The 23,038-nt window shown below is 61.0% G+C and carries 17 protein-coding genes and 2 pseudogenes; 13 read left to right on the top strand and 6 right to left on the bottom strand.

Annotated features, from left to right (window positions below):
- Position 1: 1 nt before the first annotated feature.
- From PQQ52_RS21915 to PQQ52_RS21935, 5 genes are all read left to right on the top strand, one after another.
- Positions 2–1,588 (top strand): efflux transporter outer membrane subunit, encoded by a 1,587-nt coding sequence (locus PQQ52_RS21915; RefSeq protein WP_408215743.1) that lies wholly within the window; start codon positions 2–4, stop codon positions 1,586–1,588.
- The gene (locus PQQ52_RS21920; protein WP_408215745.1) at positions 1,585–2,883 is read left to right on the top strand and encodes a paraquat-inducible protein A; all 1,299 of its coding nucleotides are present in this window, start codon (positions 1,585–1,587) and stop codon (positions 2,881–2,883) included. Before PQQ52_RS21915 ends, PQQ52_RS21920 begins: the two co-directional genes overlap by 4 nt.
- Positions 2,876–4,492: a PqiB family protein gene (locus tag PQQ52_RS21925; protein WP_408215748.1), complete on the top strand. Its 1,617-nt coding sequence runs from the start codon at positions 2,876–2,878 to the stop codon at positions 4,490–4,492. The genes PQQ52_RS21920 and PQQ52_RS21925 overlap by 8 nt, the downstream gene beginning before the upstream one ends.
- Positions 4,489–5,070: a PqiC family protein gene (locus PQQ52_RS21930; RefSeq protein WP_408215750.1), complete on the top strand. Its 582-nt coding sequence runs from the start codon at positions 4,489–4,491 to the stop codon at positions 5,068–5,070. The genes PQQ52_RS21925 and PQQ52_RS21930 overlap by 4 nt, the downstream gene beginning before the upstream one ends.
- Before the next feature lie 304 nt (positions 5,071–5,374).
- Entirely contained in the window at positions 5,375–6,568 is a 1,194-nt protein-coding gene (locus tag PQQ52_RS21935) for a monovalent cation:proton antiporter-2 (CPA2) family protein (protein WP_408215752.1), read from the top strand.
- Between the two features lie 102 nt (positions 6,569–6,670).
- On the opposite strand, the gene PQQ52_RS21940 is transcribed toward PQQ52_RS21935, so the two are convergent.
- The 3 genes from PQQ52_RS21940 to PQQ52_RS21950 all read right to left on the bottom strand — a co-directional run bounded on the left by PQQ52_RS21940 (position 6,671) and on the right by PQQ52_RS21950 (position 11,753).
- Positions 6,671–9,616 (bottom strand): putative bifunctional diguanylate cyclase/phosphodiesterase, encoded by a 2,946-nt coding sequence (locus PQQ52_RS21940; RefSeq protein ID WP_408215755.1) that lies wholly within the window; start codon positions 9,614–9,616, stop codon positions 6,671–6,673.
- A 130-nt stretch (positions 9,617–9,746) separates the two neighbouring features.
- Complete coding sequence (locus tag PQQ52_RS21945; protein WP_408215758.1) at positions 9,747–10,427, bottom strand: N-acyl amino acid synthase FeeM domain-containing protein; 681 nt, start codon at positions 10,425–10,427, stop codon at positions 9,747–9,749.
- A 441-nt stretch (positions 10,428–10,868) separates the two neighbouring features.
- Positions 10,869–11,753 (bottom strand): LysR family transcriptional regulator, encoded by an 885-nt coding sequence (locus tag PQQ52_RS21950; RefSeq protein WP_408215760.1) that lies wholly within the window; start codon positions 11,751–11,753, stop codon positions 10,869–10,871.
- Positions 11,754–11,934: 181 nt separating this feature from the next.
- Between PQQ52_RS21950 and PQQ52_RS21955 the strand changes: the two genes are divergently transcribed.
- The 3 genes and pseudogenes from PQQ52_RS21955 to PQQ52_RS21965 all read left to right on the top strand — a co-directional run.
- Positions 11,935–13,053: a polyamine ABC transporter substrate-binding protein gene (locus tag PQQ52_RS21955; protein WP_408215831.1), complete on the top strand. Its 1,119-nt coding sequence runs from the start codon at positions 11,935–11,937 to the stop codon at positions 13,051–13,053.
- A gap of 108 nt (positions 13,054–13,161) precedes the next feature.
- On the top strand, positions 13,162–14,103 hold the full coding sequence (speB, locus tag PQQ52_RS21960; RefSeq protein ID WP_408215763.1) for an agmatinase: 942 nt from the start codon (positions 13,162–13,164) through the stop codon (positions 14,101–14,103).
- 267 nt (positions 14,104–14,370) lie between these two features.
- A pseudogene (locus PQQ52_RS21965) lies at positions 14,371–14,629 on the top strand (tyrosine-type recombinase/integrase); the annotation flags it as partial.
- Positions 14,630–14,741: 112 nt separating this feature from the next.
- On the opposite strand, the gene PQQ52_RS21970 reads toward PQQ52_RS21965, so the two are convergent.
- Positions 14,742–15,650 (bottom strand): LysR family transcriptional regulator, encoded by a 909-nt coding sequence (locus PQQ52_RS21970; RefSeq protein WP_408215765.1) that lies wholly within the window; start codon positions 15,648–15,650, stop codon positions 14,742–14,744.
- A gap of 244 nt (positions 15,651–15,894) precedes the next feature.
- Between PQQ52_RS21970 and PQQ52_RS21975 the strand changes: the two genes are divergently transcribed.
- From PQQ52_RS21975 to PQQ52_RS21985, 3 genes and pseudogenes are all read left to right on the top strand, one after another.
- On the top strand, positions 15,895–16,248 hold the full coding sequence (locus PQQ52_RS21975) for a cyclophilin-like fold protein (protein ID WP_408215767.1): 354 nt from the start codon (positions 15,895–15,897) through the stop codon (positions 16,246–16,248).
- Positions 16,249–16,470: 222 nt separating this feature from the next.
- Positions 16,471–17,601: an MFS transporter gene (locus PQQ52_RS21980; RefSeq protein WP_408215834.1), complete on the top strand. Its 1,131-nt coding sequence runs from the start codon at positions 16,471–16,473 to the stop codon at positions 17,599–17,601.
- 462 nt (positions 17,602–18,063) lie between these two features.
- Positions 18,064–18,537 (top strand): annotated as a pseudogene (locus PQQ52_RS21985) (hypothetical protein).
- Positions 18,538–18,558: 21 nt separating this feature from the next.
- Here the strand turns inward: PQQ52_RS21985 and PQQ52_RS21990 are convergent.
- Complete coding sequence (locus PQQ52_RS21990) at positions 18,559–19,536, bottom strand: LysR family transcriptional regulator (protein WP_408215770.1); 978 nt, start codon at positions 19,534–19,536, stop codon at positions 18,559–18,561.
- Between the two features lie 194 nt (positions 19,537–19,730).
- On the opposite strand from PQQ52_RS21990, the gene PQQ52_RS21995 reads away from it, so the two are divergent.
- Positions 19,731–19,943 carry a tautomerase family protein gene (locus tag PQQ52_RS21995; RefSeq protein WP_133894772.1) on the top strand — a complete coding sequence of 71 codons (213 nt, stop codon included), beginning with the start codon at positions 19,731–19,733 and terminating at the stop codon, positions 19,941–19,943.
- A gap of 165 nt (positions 19,944–20,108) precedes the next feature.
- Here PQQ52_RS21995 and PQQ52_RS22000 read toward each other — a convergent pair whose 3' ends face one another.
- A complete protein-coding gene (locus tag PQQ52_RS22000) occupies positions 20,109–21,533 on the bottom strand; it encodes a spinster family MFS transporter (RefSeq protein WP_408215772.1) in 1,425 nt (474 codons plus the stop codon).
- Between the two features lie 395 nt (positions 21,534–21,928).
- Between PQQ52_RS22000 and PQQ52_RS22005 the strand changes: the two genes are divergently transcribed.
- Positions 21,929–23,023, top strand: coding sequence for a porin (locus PQQ52_RS22005; RefSeq protein WP_408215775.1), 1,095 nt, complete (start codon positions 21,929–21,931; stop codon positions 23,021–23,023).
- The last annotated feature ends 15 nt before the right edge of the window (positions 23,024–23,038 follow it).

The following is a 23,038-nucleotide window of genomic DNA, read 5'->3' on the forward strand; positions in this document are numbered from 1 at the left end:
CATGAGAGGCTCTCCATTCCGGCTGCGTCTGGCGCCCGCATTGCTGCTCGTAACGGGATTGAGCGGTTGCCTGTTTGGTCCAGATTACGTGCGCCCAAACGTGGCGACACCCGCGAACTTCCGTTTCGAACCCGGTGAAACCACGGAGGTCGCCAATACACCGTGGTGGGAGCAGTTTCAGGACCCGGTTCTGAACGATCTGATTCTGGCCGCGCTCGCGGACAACAAGGATGTGAAGATCGCGGCGGCCCGCGTCGACCAGTTTCTCGGTCAGTTCGTGACGACACGCTCGGCGCTGTTTCCGCAGATCAACGCCGGCTTCGACGCATCGCGTCAGCGTGCTTCCCAGGCCGGGCCGACACCGCTGCCTGTGGGTGTCGGTCCCGTCTACAACGCGTTTTCGGCGCCGTTGTCGGTGGCGTGGGAACTGGACCTCTTCGGACGGGTGCGTCGGGAGACTGAATCGGCGCGTGCGAGCCTGCTCGCGAGCGAGGAGGGTCGTCGGGCGACGATTCTCTCGCTGGTTGCTTCGGTGGCCACCTCATACATCAATCTGCGTGATCTCGACCAGCAACTGGCGATTGCGAAAGCAACCACCGACAGCCGCGCCGGATCGGTCAAAGTGTTCCAGGCACGATTTTCCGGCGGCGATGTCTCGCAGATGGAACTCGCGCAGAGCCAGTCCGAATACGAAGCATCGCTCGCGACGATTCCACAGATCGAGACGCAGATTGCCCAGCAGGAAGATGCATTGTCGGTGCTGCTCGGGCGCAACCCGGGTCCGATTCTGCGGGGCCGTGAGCTGACCGAACTGGCGCTGCCCGTCGTGCCAGCTGGTCTGCCGTCCGACCTGCTCGAGCGACGTCCCGATCTGCTGCAGGCCGAGCAAAACCTCGTTGCGGCCAATGCGCTGATCGGTGCGGCGCGCGCGCTGTATTTTCCGCAAATCTCGCTGACGGGTCTGTTCGGTTCGACGAGCGGACAGTTCTCGAAGCTTTTCACGGGGCCTGCGCGCGTCTGGTCGTACGCCGGCTCGTTGACCGTGCCAATCTTTACGGCGGGCAGCATCAGCGGTCAGGTCAGTCAGGCAGAGGCGCAACAACAACAGGCACTGATCCAGTATCAGCAGTCTATCCAGACCGCGTTCCAGGAAGTCGACGACGCGCTCATCGCGCTGCAGAAGTCGCGCGAGCAACTGGTCGTGCAGGCGCGCCAGGTGGACTCGCTGCGGACATATGCACGGCTTGCGCGGTTGCGTTTCGAAGGCGGCTATACGAGCTATATCGAGGTGCTCGACGCCGAGCGCAGTCTGTTCAACGCGCAGTTGAGTTACACGCAGACCAATGGTCTGGTGTTCAACTCGCTGATTGGTCTCTACAAGGCGATGGGCGGCGGGTGGGTCGTGCAGGCTGAGGCCATGACCGGGCGGGTGATGGGGCAGAAGGCGGTAGCGCAGGTGGCCAGTCAGGCTGGCGATCAATCAGGGACTCAGTTGGCGAATCCGTCAGTGAGTCCGGCGGTGAGTCCGTCAGCGAATCCACCCGCGAAACCGTCACCCACCTCGCCCGGCGCGGAGCAACCTGAATGATCACCGCCGCGACAAACGAGCCAACCGAGGCCGCTCCGATATCCCTCGTCGCCTGCCACGAATGCGATCTGCTGCAGCGCGAATCCGCGATGCCGCCCGCCGGCACGCTGCGCTGCTGCCGCTGCCACGCTGAACTCTATCGCGCGCATCCCAACAGCACGGCCCGGGCGCTCGCTTTTACGCTTACGTGCGTCGTGCTGTTCTTCATCAGCAATCTGTATCCGATTGTCGGGCTCGCGGTAAACGGCGATCTCGTCGAGACGACGTTGCTCGGTGCGGTTAGCGTGCTCTACAAAGACGGCATGTGGCCGATTGCGGGTCTCGTGCTCGCCACCACCTTCCTGATGCCGTTGTTGCAGATGACAGCGATGGCGTATCTGCTGGTGCCGCTGCAGCTAAACCGCCGCCCGTATCACGCTGATCTTGTGTTTCGCCTGATGCATCTCGCGCAGCCGTGGGGCATGACCGAGGTCCTGATCCTCGGCATGCTGGTGGCTCTCGTCAAGCTCGCGCACATTGCGAGCGTCGTGCCGGGTGTCGCGTTATGGTCGTTCGGCGCGCTCATGCTGCTGCTGGCGGCCGCCGCTTCCGCGTTCGATCCGCGCGCACTCTGGCAGCGCATCGGCAGCTTCGACGATGCGGTCTCGAAGACGGAGGCGGCCGCCGCGGCGGCGGCCCATACCGCGTTGCGTTGCGGCCTGCTGAGTTGCCATAGCTGCGGCCTCCTGGTGAAGTCGGCGGCTCATGTGCACGGCGCTGCGTGTCCGCGCTGCGGCGCCCATCTGCATGCGCGCAAACCCGAAAGTATCGCGCGCACCTGGGCCTTCCTGATTGCCGCCATCGTGCTGTATATCCCGGCGAACGCGTTGCCTGTGATGACTACCAGCTCGCTGTTCGGCGCGGAGAAGGACACCATTCTGAGCGGCGTCGTCTATCTCTGGACTTCGGGGTCATGGCCGCTCGCGGTGGTGGTCTTCATCGCCAGCATCGCGGTGCCGATGCTGAAGATCCTCGCGTTGATGTACCTCGTGATCTCCACACAACGGGGCTCGGTCACGCTCGTGCAGCAACGAACCCGCATCTATCGGCTCGTGGAGCTCGTGGGCCGCTGGTCGATGCTCGATATCTACGTCATCACCATTCTTGTCGCGCTCGTGCAGTTCAATGCACTGGCCACGATCCAGGCGGGACCGGCTGCGGTCGCGTTCGGCTCGGTGGTCGTGCTGACGATGTTCGCGGCCATGTCGTTCGATCCGCGCCTGATCTGGGACGCGACGGAGCATCCTCATGTCTAGACCTCCCGGGCCACCCGAGCTTCCCGAAGCGGTGGCGACGCCGCGCTCGCGCTGGCGTATGCAGGTGGTGTGGCTGGTGCCGCTGGTGGCGGTGCTGATCGGCGGCTGGCTCGCGGTCAAGGCGATTCTCGAACAGGGGCCGACCGTCACCATCAGTTTTGAAACCGGCGAGGGGCTCGACGCGGGCAAGACCAAACTCAAGTTCAAGAACGTGGATATCGGCGTGGTCAAAAGCGTGACGTTGTCGGGTGATCACCGGAAGGTGGTCGCCACCGCCGAACTCTCGAAAGACGCGACCGGTTTGCTGGTGGACGACACGCGCTTCTGGGTGGTGCGTCCACGCATTTCCGGCGGCACGGTGTCGGGCATCGGCACCTTGATCTCCGGTTCGTTCATCGGCATGGACGTGGGCAGTTCGCCCAAGTCCCGGCGCGACTACGTCGGGCTCGAGTCGCCGCCGGTGTTCGCGAGCGGGGTGCCGGGGCGCGAGTTTACCCTGAAGGGCGACGACATGGGTTCGCTCGATATCGGCTCGCCGATCTATTTCAGACGCTTGCAGGTCGGCCAGGTCATCTCGTACAGGCTCGACGCGAACGGTAAAGGCGTGACGATGCATGTCTTCGTCAACGCGCCGTACGACAAGTACGTGCAGAACGATACGCGCTTCTGGCAGGCGAGCGGCATCGACGTCTCGCTCGATGCGACCGGAGTGAAGATCAATACGCAATCGCTGGTGGCCATTCTGATTGGCGGGCTTGCTTTCCAGGCGCCCGACGACGCGGTCGATCGGCCAGAGGCGGATGCAAGTACCGAGTTCTCGCTGTTCTCCGACAAGATCGAGGCGATGAAACGCCACGACCGTATCGTCGACAACTACGTGCTGAACTTCAAGGAGTCGGTGCGCGGCTTGTCGGTGGGTGCGCCGGTTGATTTCCTCGGCATCGTGGTAGGCGAGGTATCGGGGATTCACACGAGCTTCGATCCCGTCACCAAGCAGTTCAGCATTCCGGTCGACATCAAACTGTTTCCCGAGCGCTTCACGTCGCGCTTTGCGTCGGGAGCGGCCGGCGGCAGGCTGGCCACCGATGCCAATCGGCAGCAACTTGCGCAAACGCTCGTAGACCATGGCTTGCGAGGCCAACTGCGCACCGGCAATCTGCTGACCGGCCAGCTCTATGTCGCGCTCGATTTCTTCCCGAATGCGTCCAAAGCGACGATGGACTGGAGTGCGAACCCGCCGGTGTTTCCGACCGTGCCGGGCGGATTGCAATCGCTGCAGGATTCGGTGACGACGCTCATTGCCAAGCTGAACAAGATCCCCTTCGAAGCAATCGGCAACGACGCGCATCAGACCCTGCGCGATGCGGATGCATTGCTCAAGCGGCTGGATAGCGAGGTCGCACCGCAAGCGACTCAGACACTGGCCGCGGCGAAGGCCGCCCTCGACTCGGCGAATAACGCGTTGCAGCCCGATTCCGCGTTGTCGCAGAACACCGGCGACGCGATGAAGGAATTGGCGCGAACGGCGGCGGCATTCCGCACGCTGGCGGACTATCTGGAGCGCCATCCAGAGGCACTGATCCGCGGCAAGCTGGAGGATAAGAAATGATGCGCTCATCCGTAGCGGTAGCGTTGGCGCTCGTCGCGTTGTGCGGCTGCGCCGCTTCGCCCAAGTCGGACTTCTACACGTTGAGTCCGGCGGCGCCACAGATGGGCAACCCACCCGCCGCGCCAATCGCAGTGTTGATCGGCGTGGTGACGGTGCCCGACCTCGTTGACCGGCCGCAGATCGTGGTTCGCAGCGGCGACAACAAGGTGGATATCGACGAATTTGCCCGCTGGGCCGATCCGTTGAAAAGCCAGATACCACGCGTGGTAAGCGCCGACCTGGGGCAGTTGCTGAACAGCGCGCTGGTGTCTACCTATCCGATAGGCGGCGATCCCGCGTTGGCTTACCGGGTCCAGCTCGACATCCAGCGCTTCGACGCGGCGCTCGGCGACGCCGTGACGGTCGACGTGTTGTGGTCGGTAGCGCCGCCGGCGAAAAAGCCGCCGCTAAGCGGCCGGAGCACGGTCCACGAACCTTGCACCGGTGCTGGTTTCGATGCGGTGGTGGCGGCATACAGCAGGGCGCTCGGAACCGTGAGCCGCGATATTGCTACCGCCATCCGACCGGCTTCGCGTTGATGCGTGGTATGGCATCACGTCGCGCGTAAGTCAGCATGGATGAACTGGACCCTTGGCGGCGCGTCGCGGCACTGGAGAAATATCGTGAGACGCGTGGAAAATCTGTGTTGTAACGGGGCCGATCCGGTTCCACCGCTTTCAACTGTCGATGCTCACATGCTTATTCAGCGGGTGTTGCGCCAATGACAGATTGCGTCGGCATGGTCGATCGACGTTGCTGCTCGCCGGATGCGTGCCCCGCTAAATTCGAACGTACGGCGATCCGGCTGCAACGCGAGGCAACTCGCGATCAGGAGAGTCGGCTATGACAAAGTTGCTGATCGATGTGGTCATTTTTCTCATCGCGGCGCTGATCGCTGTTCCGCTTGCGACGCGGCTCGGTTTTGGCGCGGTGCTCGGCTATCTGGTGGCCGGCATCACGATCGGACCGTGGGTGTTGAGGCTCGTGACGGACGTCGATGCAATCCTTCACTTCGCCGAGTTGGGCATCGTGTTGATGATGTTCGTGATCGGCCTTGAAATGCGCGTGGAATTGCTATGGGCCATGCGGCGCAGCATCTTCGGCTATGGTGCGATGCAGATGGCCCTCTGCGCGGCCGTGTTGACGGCGACGTTTCTGATCTTCGGCGCGCCGTGGCGCATCGCGTTGACGGGTGGGCTCGCACTGGCGTTGTCGTCCACGGCGATGGTGATCGGCGAACTTCAGCAACGCAAACTGATGGACACGCAAACCGGCCGCGCGGGCTTCGGCATTCTGCTGTTTCAGGACATGGCCGCCATTCCGCTGATCGCGCTCCTGCCGCTACTCGGGCCGGTGGCCAGCACGGCGGCCGCGGAGCCAGGCTGGCTGGTGGCAATGAAGGCCATCGCGATGCTCGGAATTGTGTTGGTGGTCGGCCGCTATGTGCTGAAGGCGGTGCTGCCTCTAGTCTCGCGCACCGGTGTGCGTGAGATCTTCACGGCGTTTGCATTGCTCTGGGTGATCGGCATTGCGCTGCTCATGGAGAGCGTGCATTTGTCGATGTCGATGGGCGCGTTTGTCGCCGGTGTGATGCTTGCGGACTCCGAATTTCGTCACGAGATCGAAGTCGATATCGCGCCGTTCAAGGGCCTGTTGCTCGGCTTGTTCTTCATCGCGGTGGGTATGTCGATCGATTTCCAGGTGTTGGCGCGAGAGCCCGTGAGGGTGGTGGGGCTCGTGTTGGTGCTGGTCGGCATCAAAACCGGCGCGCAGTGGCTTCTCGCGACCCGGTTTGACGTGCCGTCGTCGCAACGCGGCTATTTTGCGATTCTGCTGTCGCAGGGCGGGGAGTTTGCCTTTGTGGTTCTCGCGGCGTCACTGGCGGCGCGTGTCGTCGACCTGCGCCTTTCGTCGCTCGTGACGCTGGTCGTCGCGCTCTCGATGGTCTCGACGCCGCTCCTGCTCCTTTTGCAGCGCCGGTTCTCGCATTTCGATGGCGATGGTGAACTGGACAAAATAGCTGAGCGCAAGATCTAGGAATGCCAAGGGCTAAATCGGTACGGACCGATCGGTCCTATGAGGTTTTTTTCTGGCCTGCGATAGTTGCTCGCGCCGGTGGCCGGCGCGCGGTGAGCCGCGTCAGACCGCGCTTTCGCGTTCCATGCGCTGGTCATCAGCGCCGCGGTGCAGCGTCTGCTGTGCTGTCAGATAGCGTGTGAGCTCGACGTCAGTCACGAAGCTCGCGGCGGAGGAGGCCGCGAGAATGTCTCTGGCCTCTTGCGGTTTCGCAATCGCGAAACCCTGCACGTAGTCGACGCCCAGTTCATTCAGCGCGCGCAAGGTCTCAAGGTCTTCGACCCATTCAGCAATGCTGCGCATGCCGAGATTGCGTGCGAGGGTAATGATCGCCTCGACGATCGCAATGTCGGCTGGATGGTTACACATCGTGCGCACAAATTCGCCGTCGATTTTTAGTGCATCGGCCGACAGCGTCTTCAGATAGCGTAACGATGTTTGGCCCGCGCCGAAATCGTCGATCGCGATCTTTGCACCCATGTCGTGCACCCGCGCGATGAAGCGCTCTGTATGCTCGAGATCGTGCAGCGCGACGCTTTCGGTGATTTCGATGCACAGGTAATGGACGACGTCCTCGTGACGCGAGAACAGCGCGAACAGCTCGTCGAGGAAGTGTTCGTCGTTGAGCGAACCGCCGCTCAGGTTCACGCACACGAAGCGAGTGGTGGAGAGCGACGCGCGGTTGTCCCTGAGCCATGCGAGCGTCGTCGAGAGCACCCAGCGGTCGATCGCGACGATGGTGCCGGAGTCCTCGGCGGCGGCGATCAGCTTCGCGGCGGTCGCCACCGAGCCGTCCGGCATGCGCAGCCGCAGCAGCACCTCAAAGTCGAGCGCTTCTGCCGGTGCGCGCATCGACATGATCGGTTGCATCACGAGGAACAGCCCCTCGGGCAAACGGCTCTGTCCAAGCGCCTCGATCAGACTGATCTCGGCGGCGCGCTCCTCGAACGCTGGCGCGCCCTTGCGCAGTGCGACGAGCCGCGCATTGCCGCCGCGTTTCGCGGCGCGACACGCGCGGTCGGCATAGGCGAGGGCGTCCAGGACCCGTTCACCTCGCGAGCACTCGACTACGCCGATCGACCCCCTGATCTGGAATGCTCGCGTGTCGACATGAACCGGTGCGGAGTTCAACGCCATGACGAGTTCACGGCAGTGCGCGATCGCATCGTCGATCGTCATGTTCGCGAGCACGCACACGAATTCGTCACCGCCGATGCGCCCGATCGGCACGTCGGAGCCGAGGCGCTCGACGAGGCGTGCAGCGACATGCCGCAGTATTTCGTCGCCGGTCCCGTGGCCAAACAGGTCGTTTAACAGCTTAAACCGGTCGAGATCGAGATACGCGAGTGCCCACGGACCGCTTTCGCCGCTTTGCCGGTCAATTGCATGCTCGATGCCGCGACGGTTCAGGAGGCCGGTGAGAGGGTCGTGCTCAGCTAAAAAGTGCAGCCGCTCCACCGCTTTCGAACGGTCCGTCACGTCCTCGAGCGAGCCCTCGATGAAGCCGTTCGCGCGAATGGCCCGCAGCGAGTAGCGCCGCGCCTCTGTCTTCGTGCCGACTGTGCCCTCGATTTCGATCGACGCCGAGTCGTCGCGCTCCAGAAGTTCACCAAGCGCGCGCTCGGCGCCCGCGGCGAAATAGTCGGCCCAGCAATGCGTGCCGTGGTGCTGCTGGGGCAGACCCAGCATCGAGTGCAGCGCCGGATTGGCGCGGACGAAGGCGCTTTCTCCGTTCAGTGTGAAGAGGCCGATCGGCGTGACGTCATACGTGTTGCGCAGCTCGACCTGCATTTGCCGCCGGCGCTCGCGCTCTTCGCGCATACGTTCCGCAATAGCGAACGCACAAAGCATGCTCGACGACAGCGCCGTCACTACGGGGCTCAGCGCGCCCGCCAGCGCTTTCACGCCGAGCGCGGCGGCGAGCACTTGCGACAGCGTCGCGAACAGCACAATGGCCATTGACGCGACATACCAGAGCACGGTGCGCGAGCGCGCCTTGATGAACAACTGTACGAGGAAGTAGGTCAGCACCAGTATGCAGAAGCTGGCGCATGCCCACAGCACCGGAATGAAGTGCGCGTAATTCAGCGTGAATGCGGCGACCATCAGCAGGCAGCCGCCATACCGCACGGCGTGCAGGCTCCAGCGCAGGCCGATTGCTTTCAGCTCGCGGCGAAACAGCTCCACAAAGAGCGTCGTAGTCAGCACGTAGTAGGCAGCGAACGTGAATTCCCGCAAAAGCGCGATATGGTCGGGCGGGATGAGCCAGCCCATCCATTCGGTATCGAAGCCCATTGCGTTGGCGCTCAACCGGAGGTTGCCGACGAGCCAGGCGGCAAAGATCACGTAAGTCCATTCTCGATTGATGATTGCCGTAACAAACACGAAGATCGCGAGCGTCAGCAGGCCGCCGGTGATCAGCGATGCGGCCTGGTTGAATTCGAGGTTGGACACCTCGAGCTTGTCGGGACTCGATGCGGAAGCGGTGATATACGCGGGTCCCGAGAAGGTGCCTCGGCACAGGATCTGCGCTTGGGGGGCGTGCTCCTCAAGCCTGAGCGCAAAGCCGGCCTTGTTGGAGCGCATCTCGCCGCTCGTGCCGTGGCGGTCGCCCGCGCCGAGCAGCGTCAGGACGGGGCCCGTCCGCCAGCAGGTTAGCGTCTGCGAGTGCCGCGACGGCAGGTCGATGAATGTGGCGCCTTTACCGGGCAGGGCAGGTGCGGTGAGCAGGAACCAGAACGGCGTTTCCGCGAGATGGGTATTGAAACGTGCAGTGGGCGCGGTGTCGCGCAGGCGGGCGATGGCGGTGGAGGGTGGCAGTGTCGCCGTCGGATCGGCAATCACGGGAAAGCTGAGCGGGACCGTCCCCGTAGTATCGAATTGGCGCGGCGCCCAGAGCATGACTGCGATGCTGCCAAGCACAATCACAAATGGCGCCACGTATACCGAGAATCGCTGGAAAGCCCAGCCGGTCAGTCGGTCCCGGAACGCCCACTTAACGCGTGTCATTTGCTGCCCTTCCCCAATGACTTCATTCTCGATCTCATTGCGATGCTGCGATAGTCAGCAGCGAAAGCGCGACTGCGCTGACGCCACCGACCTCTTGTGCGCCCGAATGTCTTCGGGCGAAGATCTTGCCTTACGTTTCGCTCGGCAGCCGCAGAGGGCCTGTGGCGCTGCTCGACAGGTCGCCGCGCTCGGTGCCGTGGCCGGTTTCATCCTGCTTCGATGCAACGCTGACGTCGATGTCGAGGTGATCCGTTTCAAAAAAAAAGCCGAAGAACGGGTGATTGACCTTCGCCCAGCGCTGACGGACCAAAGCAACCGGTTTCGCCATCACCCGGTGTGGCAACCCGCCAACGTGCGCCATTGGCAGGAATTCGTTCTGGCCGTATACATCGCCGAATAGCATCGCTTCGTATTCCCGATCGAGCGGTGAGCGCGCCGTGATTAACATCCAGTCGACCCCGTTCTGCGCGCAATACATGAAAAACGCTTTGCATAGCGCCACCTTCACCATCCGACCGATCGCACCGCGCGCGACGCCGAGCCTCGTCGCCTCGGCGAGGCTCGCTTGACTCAGCCAGTCCGGCAGGCGGACCGATTGTTCGACCGCAAGCGGAGCGAATGCATTCGTCTGGACCCGCATGGTGCCGATCGGTCCGCCGTCCAGCCGCGATTGCGCGAGCAGCACGATCGTGCCGGGCGCGTAATCCAACGGCTCGACGCCCATGGTCTCGGCGAACTCCGGCAAGTGGCGGCGATAGGCGGCGCGGCGCATTTCGACGGCCAGGTCGAGGTCCGCCGGGTTACTTGCCACCTTTATCGTAAACGGCAACCTTTCCGTTTTCTTTACGGTGCTCTGATTAAAACGTTCTCCGAGCGACGTATAACCCCTATTTTGCGTCAAAACAACTGAATTGATGCGATCCATTGCAACCCCCGTAGGTGAATGAGAAAAAGTTTGTCGCTTTCGAAGCGGCAGAGCCGCTCCTAACGCGACAAACTAGATTCTCATGAACGCAAACGCGGTGACATGCAAAGCCGGGAAAATTCGAAGAGCCTCGTTCGGCTGACCACACTCCAGCTGAGACGACGGCAAAAATGACCGTAGTGCGTTGGAAGCTTTTTTTGGCTGAACCCGGCCCGAACGGCAGAAGCGGGTTGTCGTCCGCTGGTCGCGTCAGTCAGAGATCGGCCAAGTTCAGCCATCCGATGCCGGCGCGTAAGCGCCTGTTGTACTGCCCAAAGCAGCAGGAAGTCAGTCGGCGCCGATCGGGATATCTTCCGAACACACATCAAGCAACCACGCGTGGACCACATCGACCATTGGGGACCGCGACGTCCGACTGGATCGCCAGAGGGATAGGGGCGGTAGTTCGACCGATGGGATCTGATCCAGCACGACAAGCTGTCCGCTCGCGATCTCGCGTCGCGCCCACACGCGCGAAAGCATCGCTATACCCATGTTCAATGATGCCGTATCGAGAAGAATATGAGGATCGTCGCACGTGATGGCCCGCAACGGCTGCACGCCGTTGCGTCGAAGCTCGGGCAACCACGGTGCCCAGTCGGGGTCATTTTCAAGCGTCAGCAATGGCGCCGCCTGAAGCACATCAGGAAATGCAAGCGTGGATAGAGTGCTTGCCGCTTCGACGCCGCAGATTGCTACTGACCAGTCGCGCATCAATGGAGTTGCGTGTACGTCGGGCGATCTCACGCCCTTGCTTGCCACAATCAGGTCCACGTCGACCCGATCGATCTCGCTCGTCTCATGCTGGGTGACGATCCAGACTTCTAGCGTCGGGTAGTTTGCCCGCAGCTTTGGTAGCGCGGGCGCCAGTACGCCGTGAGCGAAGGATGGTGGGCTGTATATGATCACCGAATCAGGATTTGCGTACGGCTCGATCCGGTTCCGCACGTCCGACAGCAAGCTCAACATCTGCTCTACGGTCTTGCCGAACAGTTCCCCCGCATCAGTCAACGCCACCCCACGGCCCACGCGTCGGAACAATTGCTGCCCAGCCCAGTTTTCGAGCTGCTGTATCTGATGGCTGACCGCCGACTGGGTGATGCAAAGCTCTTGTGCCGCGCGGGAGAAACTCGAGAGTCGCGCGGCCGACTCGAACGCGAGGAGCGTCTGCAATGGAGGTGGTCTGAGCATAGATATCAAAAAACAAGATACTTCCACAAAAACGATTCGTTATTTTTTTGCAGAGCGGGCTCATACCATCGGTTCCGGCATCGACGCTGTTCGCGGCGACTACCACGCGGCGATTTGCGGCGGGTACCCATTGAGCCACTTTCTATCTGTAAGGAAAATAACCATGAATCTCCGTCTGATTCGGAGCGTAATTACGACAACAGGTATCTGTGCTGCAGGGGTGGCCGCGTTTGTCAGCACATCAGTGTTCGCCGGTGATTCAGAACTTAACGTGTACAACTGGTCGGACTACATTGCGAAGTCGACGATTCCGAACTTCGAGAAGCAGACCGGCATTAAGGTCCGATACGATAGTTATGATAGTGACGACACCCTGCAAGCCAAACTGCTTGCTGGAAGCGCCGGCTACGACATCGTAGTTCCTACGTCCAATTATATGGGCAAGCAGATCCAGGCCGGCATCTACCAGAAGCTGGACAAGGCCAGGATGCCGAATCTTGCCAATCTCGACCCCGTCCTGATGAAAAAGATCGCGGATGCGGATCCCGGCAACATGTACGGCGTTCCGTGGGCCTATGGGAGCGACGGCGTTGCGTACAACGTGCAGGCGGTCAAAAAGGCACTAGGCGACGCCGCACCTGTCGACAGTTGGGCCCTGGTACTCGATCCAGCCAATGTTTCGAAGCTGAAGGGTTGCGGCGTATCGTTCCTTGATCAGGCGAACGACGTGTTCGGCGCGACCCTGCAATACATGGGCAAGGACGTCAACAGCACAAACCCGGGTGACTACGCCGCTGCCTACGAAGTGCTGAAAAAAGTGCGGCCGTACATCACCCAGTTTAATTCCAGCAGCTACATCAATGACCTCGCGAATGGCGACATTTGCGTTGCTCTTGCCTGGTCGGGCGACGGCGGCATGGCGCGGCGGCGTGCTGCTGAGGCCAAACGCTCGTTCGAGGTCAAGTTCTCGAATGTCAAGGAGGGCGGCATTCTGTGGTTCGACGTTATGGGCGTACCCAAGGACGCGCCACACCCGGAAGCGGCGATGCAGTGGATCAATTACATCGAAGATCCGAAGGTGAATGCGGAGATTACGAACGAGGTGTTCTATCCGACAGCCAATCGTGCGGCCCGCCAGTACGTCACACCTGCCATGATTCAGGATGCAACGGTGTATCCGTCTGACGAAGTCCTGAACCGCATGACGCTCGCCAAGCCCCTGCCGGCTGACATTGTCCGCCTTGAAAACCGCCTCTGGTCGAAGTTGAAGGCCGGCACCTAAGCGCCTTACACGCTCGATCAACGATCCCGGCAACCCCAGCTTCCGCGCGGTTCTAAACCGCGCGGCCGCCCGGCACGTCAAGAATACTTCCTACCTGATACGACTACTATGAATGACGTCATCTACGGCGACGGGGCGATCCGCCGCTCGTCTCTTCACGGCACTTCGGTTGAAAACACTTTTGCAGGGGTGCTGTCCTTCATGCGCCGACGCTACACGCGCGAACTCGAAGGCGTTGACGTCGCAATTTCCGGCATACCGCTGGACCTCGCGACGTCGTTTCGGCCTGGGGCGCGTTTTGGTCCGGCCGCAGTGCGAGCGGCGAGTGTGCAACTGTCGGAGATCAATCCCTATCCGTGGGGCATCGACCTGTTCGACACCCTTGCCTGTATCGATTACGGCGACTGTTGGTTTGACGCGCACAATCCAGCGACCATCAAGGAATCAATCGTTCAGCACGCCCGGACGATCCTTGCGTCAGGCGCGAAAATGCTGACCTTTGGCGGCGACCACTACGTCACCTACCCACTATTGATCGCGCACGTAGAAAAGTTCGGCAAGCCGCTCTCGCTCATCCACTTCGATGCGCACACCGACACCTGGGAAGACGATACGCCAGACAGCCTCAATCACGGGACGATGTTTTTCAAGGCAGTCAAGGAAGGCTTGATCGATCCGGCGACATCCGTTCAGATCGGCATTCGAACCAGCAATGAAGACACGCTTGGAATCAATATCATCGACGCGCCGTGGGTTCATGAGCACGGTCCGCGCGCCGTGATCGAGCGAATCAAATCGATCGTCTCCGATCGACCTGTCTACCTGACTTTCGATGTTGATTGCCTGGACCCGGCGACCGCACCGGGAACGGGAACGCCCGTCCCCGGTGGTCTGTCATCAGCTCAGGCACTGGCCATTTTGCGAGGACTGAAGCCGATCAATCTGGTCGGAGCAGACGTCGTCGAAGTGGCGCCGGCCTATGACCAGAGCGAGATTACTGCGCTGGCGGCAGCGCATCTGGCGTCCGACATACTTTTCTTGTGGGTATGACGTTGTAGCTACGGGGCCGGTGGTCACGATTTGCTGTCGGACAAAACTTCCAATGGAAATCATTGGGGTGAGCGGCCATCGGCAACCACGAACGAGATGTCATTTGATTCTTGCGAAATAGATTTGCGCCAGGTGATAGCTGGACGTCCGAAACAGGTTGAACCGCGGTCGTTCGTGAGCATCGAGGTGAAGGGCTATTGAGGGTCGGGTAGTGACCGTTGGCAGGTAGAGCAGACTAATCCTCCCTTCACGTGAAGGGAGGCGGGTTCGGATTTTCTCTTTCCCAGCCGAATTCACGAGTCGCCACATATTTCAACACGACAATATGCGCGCGTCGTACATCGTTGGGTCGTGTCAAGGAGCGCACACCATGCGCCGCACCAAGGCGTCCCTGATCTACCGGCGTACCAAGAATCTCAGGGCGGTGCAATTGCTCCTCGGTCATACCAAACTGGAAAGCACGGTTCGATATCCCGGCATCGAAGTCGACGACGCGCTTGAAAGGGCGGAACAGACTGAAGTTTAAGCTGGCGCCGGCGAGCGAACGGACGCTTGCCGGTCATGAGCCGACGGTCAGCAATGCGGCCTGAACGACCGCTTTCCAAGTCGATGGACCGACAGCGTAAGCTCGTGATCTTTCAACGCCTTACCCCATCTGGCCGGATGCGCAGCGTCTTCACCACCAGCGAAAACGCAGGAGAGGGCTGGCGTCTGCTCGGATAGTAGAGGTGGTAGCCTTCGAACCTTGGGCACCAATCCTCCAGTACGCGCTTGAGCCGGCCTGCTTCAATGTGTTGCATCAACTCGTCCTCCGGCAACAGTGCGATGCCGAGCCCAGCCAGCGCCGCGTCGACCTGCGGCTGTGTGGTATTGAAGATCAGCTGACCGTCGACTCGCACGTTGACTGAGCGGCCCCTTCGCTCGAAATTCCAGACGTACAAACCGCCTGATGTTGGCATGCGCTGGTTGATGCAATTGTGTCCAGTCAGTTCCTGCGGCGTTTTTGGCGCCGGGTGAGCGGCGAGATATTCAGGTGAGGCCGCCACCGCGAGATGCAACGGCGGCCCGATCGGCATGGCAATCATGTCCTTGTCGATGGTGTTACCGAGGCGCACGCCCGCATCGAAACGATCCGCCACAATGTCGCGAAAACCGTAATTCACATCGAATTCGAGCTTGATGTCGGGGTACTCGCGTAGCAAGGGCGTAAGCCTGGGGAGCAAAATCGTGTGCAGCACGTTGTCACCGCAGGTGATCCGCACCGTACCAGCCGGCTTGGCGCGCAATTCAGTCAAGGCGTCGAGTTCTGCCTCGATCTCGTCGAAGCGATGGCCGAGGGCGTTCAACAACCGCTCGCCAGCCGGTGTAGGCGACACACTGCGCGTGGTGCGCGTAAGCAGGCGGATCTGAAGTCGTTCCTCCAGAGCCCGGATAGTCTGGCTCAGGGCCGATTGCGTCACGCCCAGTGCTGCGGCGGCACGCGTGAAGCTGCCTTCGCGCGCTACCGTGACGAAGGCGAGAAGGTCGTTCAGATTACGTCTGACCATAGTTCAGGCTCCAGGGAAATATTGATTAGCCTAGCTTATATCCCCTTTAAGCATCCATTAGCTAGTCAGCAATGCGTGGGTCCGCGAAGATAGAGGCATGGAAAAGTCGATCCCACTACCCTTTTGCCGGTTGCGGCGCGGGGCTCTGGCACTGAGCATCAGTTTGGTCATGGGGATGCAGGCCTGCAATTCGTCGGCGTCGTCCTCTGGTCGTACGTCTTCTCCGCCTTCAAAGGAGCCCCCTATGAAAATTCGCCTGAGCGTCGATGGTCAGGTCGTCACCGCGACCCTGTACGACAACGCCACCGCGCGAGATTTCGCGGCGCTGCTTCCTCTATCGCTCACGCTGGAGGACTACGCAGTCATCGAGCGAATCTCTGATCTTCCGCGCAAGCTGGCCACTGCGGACGCCCCGGCCGGTATGAAGCCAGAGCCCGGCGACATCACCTACTACGCGCCGTGGGGCAACCTTGCGATTTTTGTGAACGGGCGGGCCTATGCACGCGGCCTGCTGCCTGTGGGCAAAGTGGACACCGGCCTGCCTGCGCTTGAGCGTTCCGGGCCACTCAAGGTCATGATCGAACGCATCGCGAACTGACCGAGACAGCGCGCCGTTCACTGCTCCCAAGGTCGCTCCAATCCGTTCATGCCTACTGCGGAAAGCCGATCCCGTAAGGAAGGTGTGCCGTTCTTTTCGAACATATCTCTGCATTACTAAAAGCATTTCATGACGACTCGAGTGTGCGATGACCATGTGGCCGAATCCTTCACCAAACAGAAAGTGGAGAAACAGCCTGCATTCTGGAGCGGTGTCTTTGCAATGTCGCTGTGCGTCTTTGCGCTGATCGCTTCGGAATTCATGCCCGTCAGCCTGCTGACACCCATGGCCACGGACCTTCACGTCACGGAGGGGATGGCCGGGCGTGGCATTGCGATTTCCGGTGCGTTCGCGGTGGTGACGAGCCTGTTCATTTCGGTGCTTGCCGGCAGCATGAATCGCAAGACGCTGCTGCTCGCGCTGACGGGTGTCATGGCCTTGTCCGGGGCAGTCATCGCGCTCGCGCCGAACTATTTCATCTATATGGTCGGCCGGGCACTGATCGGCGTGGTCGTGGGCGGATTCTGGTCGATGTCGGCTGCCACCGCGATGCGGCTCGTCCCGGAGCAAGACGTTCCGCGCGCTCTGGCTATCTTCAATAGCGGCAACGCGCTGGCCACCGTGGTGGCCGCGCCGCTGGGCAGCTACCTCGGGTCGATCGTCGGCTGGCGCGGGGCGTTCTTCTGTCTGGTGCCGGTCGCGCTGATCGCGCTGGCATGGCAATGGATCAGTCTGCCGTCGATGCCGGGCGAGCATCGCGGCTCCGTTTCCGGCAACCTCTTCACGGAGTTTCGACGTCCGGTCGTAACTCTGGGCATGCTCGGCGTCGGCCTCTTCTTCATGGGGCAGTTCGCGTTGTTTACCTATGTGCGGCCATTCCTCGAGAGGGTAACGCGAGTCGACGTGTCGACACTCTCGCTCATTCTGCTGGTGATCGGCATTACGGGCCTCATCGGCACCACGCTGATCAGCGCGGTGCTGAAGCGGGGCTTCTACCAGACGCTGATGGCCATCCCGTTCCTGATGGCAGCTATCGCTGCCGCATTGATCACGTTCGGCCAATGGACAGCCGCCGTTGTTGCGCTCCTCGGACTCTGGGGTCTGTTCTCCACCGCGGCGCCCGTAGGGTGGTGGAGCTGGGTGGCCAGGACTTTCCCAGAGAACGCCGAGGCCGGCGGCGGGCTGATGGTCGCCGTCATCCAGCTTGCTATCGCCATGGGCTCCACAATGGGGGGCTCGCTGTTCGACCACAGCGGTTATCGAGCCACCTTTGTCGCGAGCGCAGTTCTGTTGCTGATCGCGACCATTCTGACTTTCCTGACATCGCGCTCGGAAGCAGCACATTCATCCTGACCGACGCGTAGCACACCGATGCCCGAAAGCGGTCATTCGCCGTGCTCTCCGCGAATGACCGAGAAGGGTCGATTTCAGTCCTCCGCGTTCTCGGCAATACGCCAACCGCCGCCGATGATGCCTTATCCAATCGGCCAAACGCAAACACTTAGCCTGCCTGGTTGAACGCTACGCGGCTGCCTTGATTTATAATCATCAAGCCGTCGGGAAACACCCGGCGGCCAGGTGTGGAAGCCTGCGATACAAACCGCACACCCGCTCGCGCGGGTCGTGCGTCTGCCCCTGCACGTCTATATTCCAATGGGCGGGCTGTGGTGGGGGAGCCGCAAGGCTCGCCGGTTCGTTTGTATCCCGGTCTTCCAAACCCGCCACGTGCCCGCTCACCCACTTCCCCAAGCAAGCGAGTGTCGGGCGATCCAGGAAGTACCAGGAAGTACCAGGAAGTACCAGGGAGGTCGCACCATGAGCAACAAACCCACAAAACAATCTCAACCCGCTTCACGGCCGCCAGTCGACGCGCTCCAGTACGAAAAACTTGCATTGCAGACCTTCGACCTCTGCAACCGGTAATTGAGCCAACTCAACACATTGATCACACTTGCGTCCTCAATATGTAGGAATCCTGCCATCACGGGCGACGAAAGACGACGTCAGCAGACCATGCTTGAATTGCTCGTCGACACCGCGGAGCAATATCAGCGAGAGCTCGAGTGTGACCGTGAGCTCTATCAGGTGATCGCGCTCGACGCGAAGGGCATTCCTCAAAGCCGCATCACCGCGAGCCGTGCAGCGCGCCTTCTCGCAGAGGCATCGCAAATAGCGACGACGGAAACACCGGCAACCACGAAGCCCAGCCCGGCCAAACAAACGTCGGCCGAATCCGCGACAAACGAAGAAGAAGACGCGGACCAACAGCCAGCTCCCGTGCAACATTAATCACCGAGAAGGCGGACGGCTTCATTTCGCTGACTTCCGTTCAGTGCTCAGCCGCCCGAAACCGGGCGGCTCTTCCACCCTTGCATTCAACCCGTTCTCACCGCCGAATTTCGCCGCGTACACCTGAGTCGCCCAATCCACGAAAGCACGGACCCGCGGAGCGAGTTGCCGGTGCTGAGGATAGAGAATATTGATGGGTAAGCCCGGACTCTCCCACTCCTTCAGAACCTCGACGAGGCAACCATCGGCAAGCTCGTCCTCCACGTGGAAGCGGGGCAACTGAATCAGACCCGCTCCGCGCAAGGCGCAGACGACATAGTTCTCAGCGTCGCCCACCGAGATCCATTTACGCAGCTTGAATTCAGTGATCTTCCGCTCGATGCGCAGTTCGATCGCATAGGAGGACTCGCTCGTTTGGGAAAAGAAGCCGACGGCTTCATGCGAGGCCAGATCAGCCGGTGTCGCGGGCATACCCCATCGCTCCAGATAGGCGGGGCTCGCGCAAATGATCTGCGGCACGACGGCCACGGGCCGCGCAATCAGCGACGAGTCGCGCGGACGCCCCCCACGGATCACGCAATCGACACCTTCGCGCACGAGGTCGACGAGGCGATCGCCGCTACTCACCACCAGGTCGATACCCGGATAGCGCGCCCGAAACTCGTCGATGCGCGGTAACACGATGCGTGTGGCGTGCGTGCCATGCAGGTCCAGCCTCAATACGCCACGCGGGTTGCTGGTCTGATGCGAGAACGACGACTCCGCATCGTCGATCTCGCTCAGGATGCGCACGCAGCGCTCGTAAAAAGCCTGGCCGTCGAGTGTCGGCCGCACGTGCCGCGTCGTTCGTTCGAGTAGCCGCGTGCCGAGCCGCGCCTCGAGTGCCTTGATGGCATAGGTCGCCGTCGCGCGCGGGATGTCCACCATGCTTGCGCCTTTGGTGAAACTGCCCTGCTCGACGATCCGGATGAACAACTGCAGCGTGTCAAAACGATCCATATCCGCCGATCTCGATTAGTTATTCCCATTGAATAGTCATGGCAATTTACCACCATTTATCCAGGTGCCCTGTGCTGGAATAATCGCTCTCAAGGCAGTCGGCCACCTGAGCGTCGCTCTTGCGAATCGTCTTCGCAATGTCCAGGTGCCGAAAACCGACACCTCGTTCTCAATCCTCAATGAAGGAATATTTCATGCCATTTGCCAATTACAAGTTTCCGGAAGGCACGCTCGATGCCGCGAAAAAAGAAGAAATCATCCATCGCACGACGGCCATGTTCGTCGAGTACTTCGGCGAGGGCGTCCGTCCTTACTCGATGGTTCTCGTGGATGAGGTCGCCGACGGTGGGTGGGGGCGCGCCGACGAAACCCTGACGATGGAGAAGATGGGTATCCCGCGGAACTGATGTCCATACGGGCGCAAGGATTACCGCCTCGCACCCGTTCAATCGCAAGTCAAACGCTCAGGTGTGGAAGCCTGCAATGCTGAACCCTGAACCGCCCGAAAGCGGGCGGCTCTTCCATCAGCGGGTAGTGCAAACATACGGGTTAAGACCGAAGCGGGAATAGGCTTACTGTCCCACGAGTGGCGCAACGTCGCCGGCGTGCGCGGCGTCTGCGGCGTCGTGATGTGCCACGGCTGCCGTTGAACCCGTTTGCCCCTGCTCACGCGCAAGGCTCAACCGGAACTGCTTGCAACCCAGCCACAACAACCCTGCAGCCAGCAGCGTGGCGACGAGGTTAACGATCGACATCGAGTCGCCCACGGCTTTCGGCGAACCGAACACCTTGTCGGTCAGCAACGCCACGAGGGTCGTGCCGATTCCAAGTGCGATGAGATTGGAGACCAGCAGAAACACCGCTGAAATCTGCGCACGCATCTGGTTCGGCGCGAGCGTCTGCATCGCGGCGGTCGAAGTGGGCATCGGGAATGAGGCGAAGAACATCGCAACGACCAGCAGCGCAAGCGACACGTTCAGACTATCGACCTGTGTGAAAGCAACGGCCGGCACCAGCATTCCAACCGCGCCGATGAAACCCGCGAGCATGGGGCCGTCCGTGCGGCCTTTCTTCATGAGCCAGTCGTTGAGCCATCCGCCGCAGAACACGCCGATGGTGTTCGCGACCAGCAGGATCGTGCCGAGCGTGTAACCGGCTTCAGCCGGCGTGAGTCCGAAATGGCGGATATAGAACGCGGGTGTCCAGCTCATCAGGCAGAACAGCGTCATCGCATAAAACGAGAAGCCGAGGTAGTGGCAGGTGAACGTCTTGCCATGCGTACCGATGAAGCGCAGCGAGTCGCCCATCGATACGCGTTTTGCCTGGCCTGCGCCATCCCGCACGAGTCCTCGACGCGCCGGATCGCGCACGGTGAGGATAAACAGCAGAGCGACGAGAAAGCCCGGCAAGCCGACGATAAAGAACGTGAGTTGCCACGAACGCACGTCGCCGAGCAGCGGCACGCTGACCGTCGTCATCTGCTTGAGCAGATGGATCACATATCCGCCGATCAGGAATGCCATTCCGCCGCCGATGAATGACCCCAGCGAATACACGCCCACCGCGCGCCCCAGTTTTTCTTTCGGGAAATAATCGCTCAACATCGAATACGTTCCGGGCGACAGCGCGGCTTCGCCCACGCCGACACTCATGCGGGCGAAGAACATGTGGATGAAGTTCTGGCTAACGCCGCAGGCCGCGGTGGCCACGCTCCATAACGCAATGCCTGTCGCGATGATGCGAGGGCGGGCGAAGCGGTCGGCGAGATAGGCGAGCGGCATGCCCATCACCGCATAGAAGAGCGAAAACGCGAAGCCTTGTAGCAGGCTGAACTGCGTGTCAGTCAGATGCAGATCCTTCTTGATCGGCTCGATCATCAGCGCGAGAACCTGCCGGTCGACAAAGGAAAACACATACGCAAGCATGCAGATCAGGACCACGTACCACTCGTACGTATAGCGCCTGCGCGCAGGGTTATTGCTCGTTGATACGGCCATGCCGATTCTCCTGTGCCTGATATTCGACGAAGTTGCAATGAGGTTGCAATGAGGTTGCGAAGCAGCGTATGCAGCCAAATTTCCGAAACATATACGCAAGGCCTGCGCACACACGGCGAGATTCCCCTGGGCCGCTAAAGTTTTCCCCAGGAGTCGGCCGGAAAGGCTTGTCCCATAAGGCGGAAGAGGTCGTCGTATGGTGCGCGGCGCACCTCATTCGCGCTGTCTATAAGTGTTATATGTGCGCATTCATCGACGCTCGAAATTGGTGTTCCTAGACTCGCTTCGTTTTCCGCTCCATCAAACGAAAGGCTTTGGAGACCGCGGAAAACACGAGCGTCGCGACGGCAAATCCGCGCGGCAGATAGAACCAGACTTTCGCCGGGACTAAAGGAATGACCAAACGGATGTGGTGCGTGTCGCTGCTGAGCCTCGCAGCGGCCCCCGCGCTTGCGCAATCGAGCGTGACTTTGTACGGACGGATCGACACGTCGATCGAATACGCGAATTTCGGCCCTAACCACGTGCTGCGGATGGGTAGCGGCGATATCTTCGCGACGCAATTCGGCTTGAAGGGCAGTGAAGATCTCGGCGGCGGCTATCGCGCGATCTTCAAGCTCGAAAACGGCTTCAATTCGGCTAACGGCACGCTCGGCAACAACGGCGCGCTGTTTGGACGCGAAGCGTGGGTCGGGCTGTCGGGTCCGTTTGGCGCGATGCAGGCCGGCGTCAATTACACGGTGCTGCATACGTCGTTCGTGACCTACAGCTTGCCGGGAGACGGCGCCGGCCTTGCTTGGGGCAATGCAGCGAATAACTTCGTCGGGCCGGCCTTCTTGCGCGTGAACAACTCGATACGCTATTCCTCTCCCCGTATGGGTGGCGTGCTGGTGCGAGCTATCGCCGCGCGCGGAGCGAATGGCGCATCGAACGTGCCTTCGACGCTGGGCGATACATATGGCGCGTCGGTTAACTACGTGAACGGCAATCTGTCGATCGACGCCGACTACATGCAGCAGACCTTCAGTCCGGCGAGCGCGGCGGCACTGAACACGAACAGTCCGACGGCCGCCGGCAATTACACGCTTGGGGCGATCTCGTACGATTTCGGTTTCGTCAAACCGGCGTTCATCTATCTACGGCATCGCGGGGGGCCGGACGTCGCGACGGGCGTGAACGCCGCCAGTTCGAATCCGCACAACGATCTGTTTGAACTCGACGCCACCGTGCCGGTGGGCCGTTCGCTGGTATTGCTGAGCTACGGCCATTACCGGAAAGTGGCCGACAGCGAAGGCAATGCAGATTCGTTCGGCGTACGCTGCGACTATCCGCTTTCGAAGCGCACCGTGCTCTATACGGGCGCGGCGATGATCCGCAACGGCGCACACGCGAACTTCACGGTCAATGGCGCGGCGGGTGGCGGGGTGTCGGTGGCGAAGGCTGGCGCGACCGCAAGCTCGGTGGTGGCCGGCATCATGACGGCCTTCTAGGCGGTTGATCAAGCG

The organism is Paraburkholderia sediminicola, from assembly GCF_046030555.1.
In the GTDB taxonomy this organism is placed as follows: Bacteria; Pseudomonadota; Gammaproteobacteria; order Burkholderiales; family Burkholderiaceae; genus Paraburkholderia; species Paraburkholderia sediminicola_E.

Coding starts and splice junctions, on each gene's coding strand:
- PQQ52_RS21990 (WP_408215770.1), bottom strand. CDS start 19,536: ATGGATCGTTTTGACACGCTGCAGTTGTTCATCCGGATCGTCGAGCAG.
- PQQ52_RS21970 (WP_408215765.1), bottom strand. CDS start 15,650: ATGGTCAGACGTAATCTGAACGACCTTCTCGCCTTCGTCACGGTAGCG.
- PQQ52_RS21925 (WP_408215748.1), top strand. CDS start 2,876: ATGTCTAGACCTCCCGGGCCACCCGAGCTTCCCGAAGCGGTGGCGACG.
- PQQ52_RS22005 (WP_408215775.1), top strand. CDS start 21,929: ATGACCAAACGGATGTGGTGCGTGTCGCTGCTGAGCCTCGCAGCGGCC.
- PQQ52_RS21930 (WP_408215750.1), top strand. CDS start 4,489: ATGATGCGCTCATCCGTAGCGGTAGCGTTGGCGCTCGTCGCGTTGTGC.
- speB (WP_408215763.1), top strand. CDS start 13,162: ATGAATGACGTCATCTACGGCGACGGGGCGATCCGCCGCTCGTCTCTT.
- PQQ52_RS21975 (WP_408215767.1), top strand. CDS start 15,895: ATGAAAATTCGCCTGAGCGTCGATGGTCAGGTCGTCACCGCGACCCTG.
- PQQ52_RS21940 (WP_408215755.1), bottom strand. CDS start 9,616: ATGACACGCGTTAAGTGGGCGTTCCGGGACCGACTGACCGGCTGGGCT.
- PQQ52_RS21935 (WP_408215752.1), top strand. CDS start 5,375: ATGACAAAGTTGCTGATCGATGTGGTCATTTTTCTCATCGCGGCGCTG.
- PQQ52_RS21920 (WP_408215745.1), top strand. CDS start 1,585: ATGATCACCGCCGCGACAAACGAGCCAACCGAGGCCGCTCCGATATCC.
- PQQ52_RS21995 (WP_133894772.1), top strand. CDS start 19,731: ATGCCATTTGCCAATTACAAGTTTCCGGAAGGCACGCTCGATGCCGCG.
- PQQ52_RS21915 (WP_408215743.1), top strand. CDS start 2: ATGAGAGGCTCTCCATTCCGGCTGCGTCTGGCGCCCGCATTGCTGCTC.
- PQQ52_RS21980 (WP_408215834.1), top strand. CDS start 16,471: ATGTCGCTGTGCGTCTTTGCGCTGATCGCTTCGGAATTCATGCCCGTC.
- PQQ52_RS22000 (WP_408215772.1), bottom strand. CDS start 21,533: ATGGCCGTATCAACGAGCAATAACCCTGCGCGCAGGCGCTATACGTAC.
- PQQ52_RS21955 (WP_408215831.1), top strand. CDS start 11,935: ATGAATCTCCGTCTGATTCGGAGCGTAATTACGACAACAGGTATCTGT.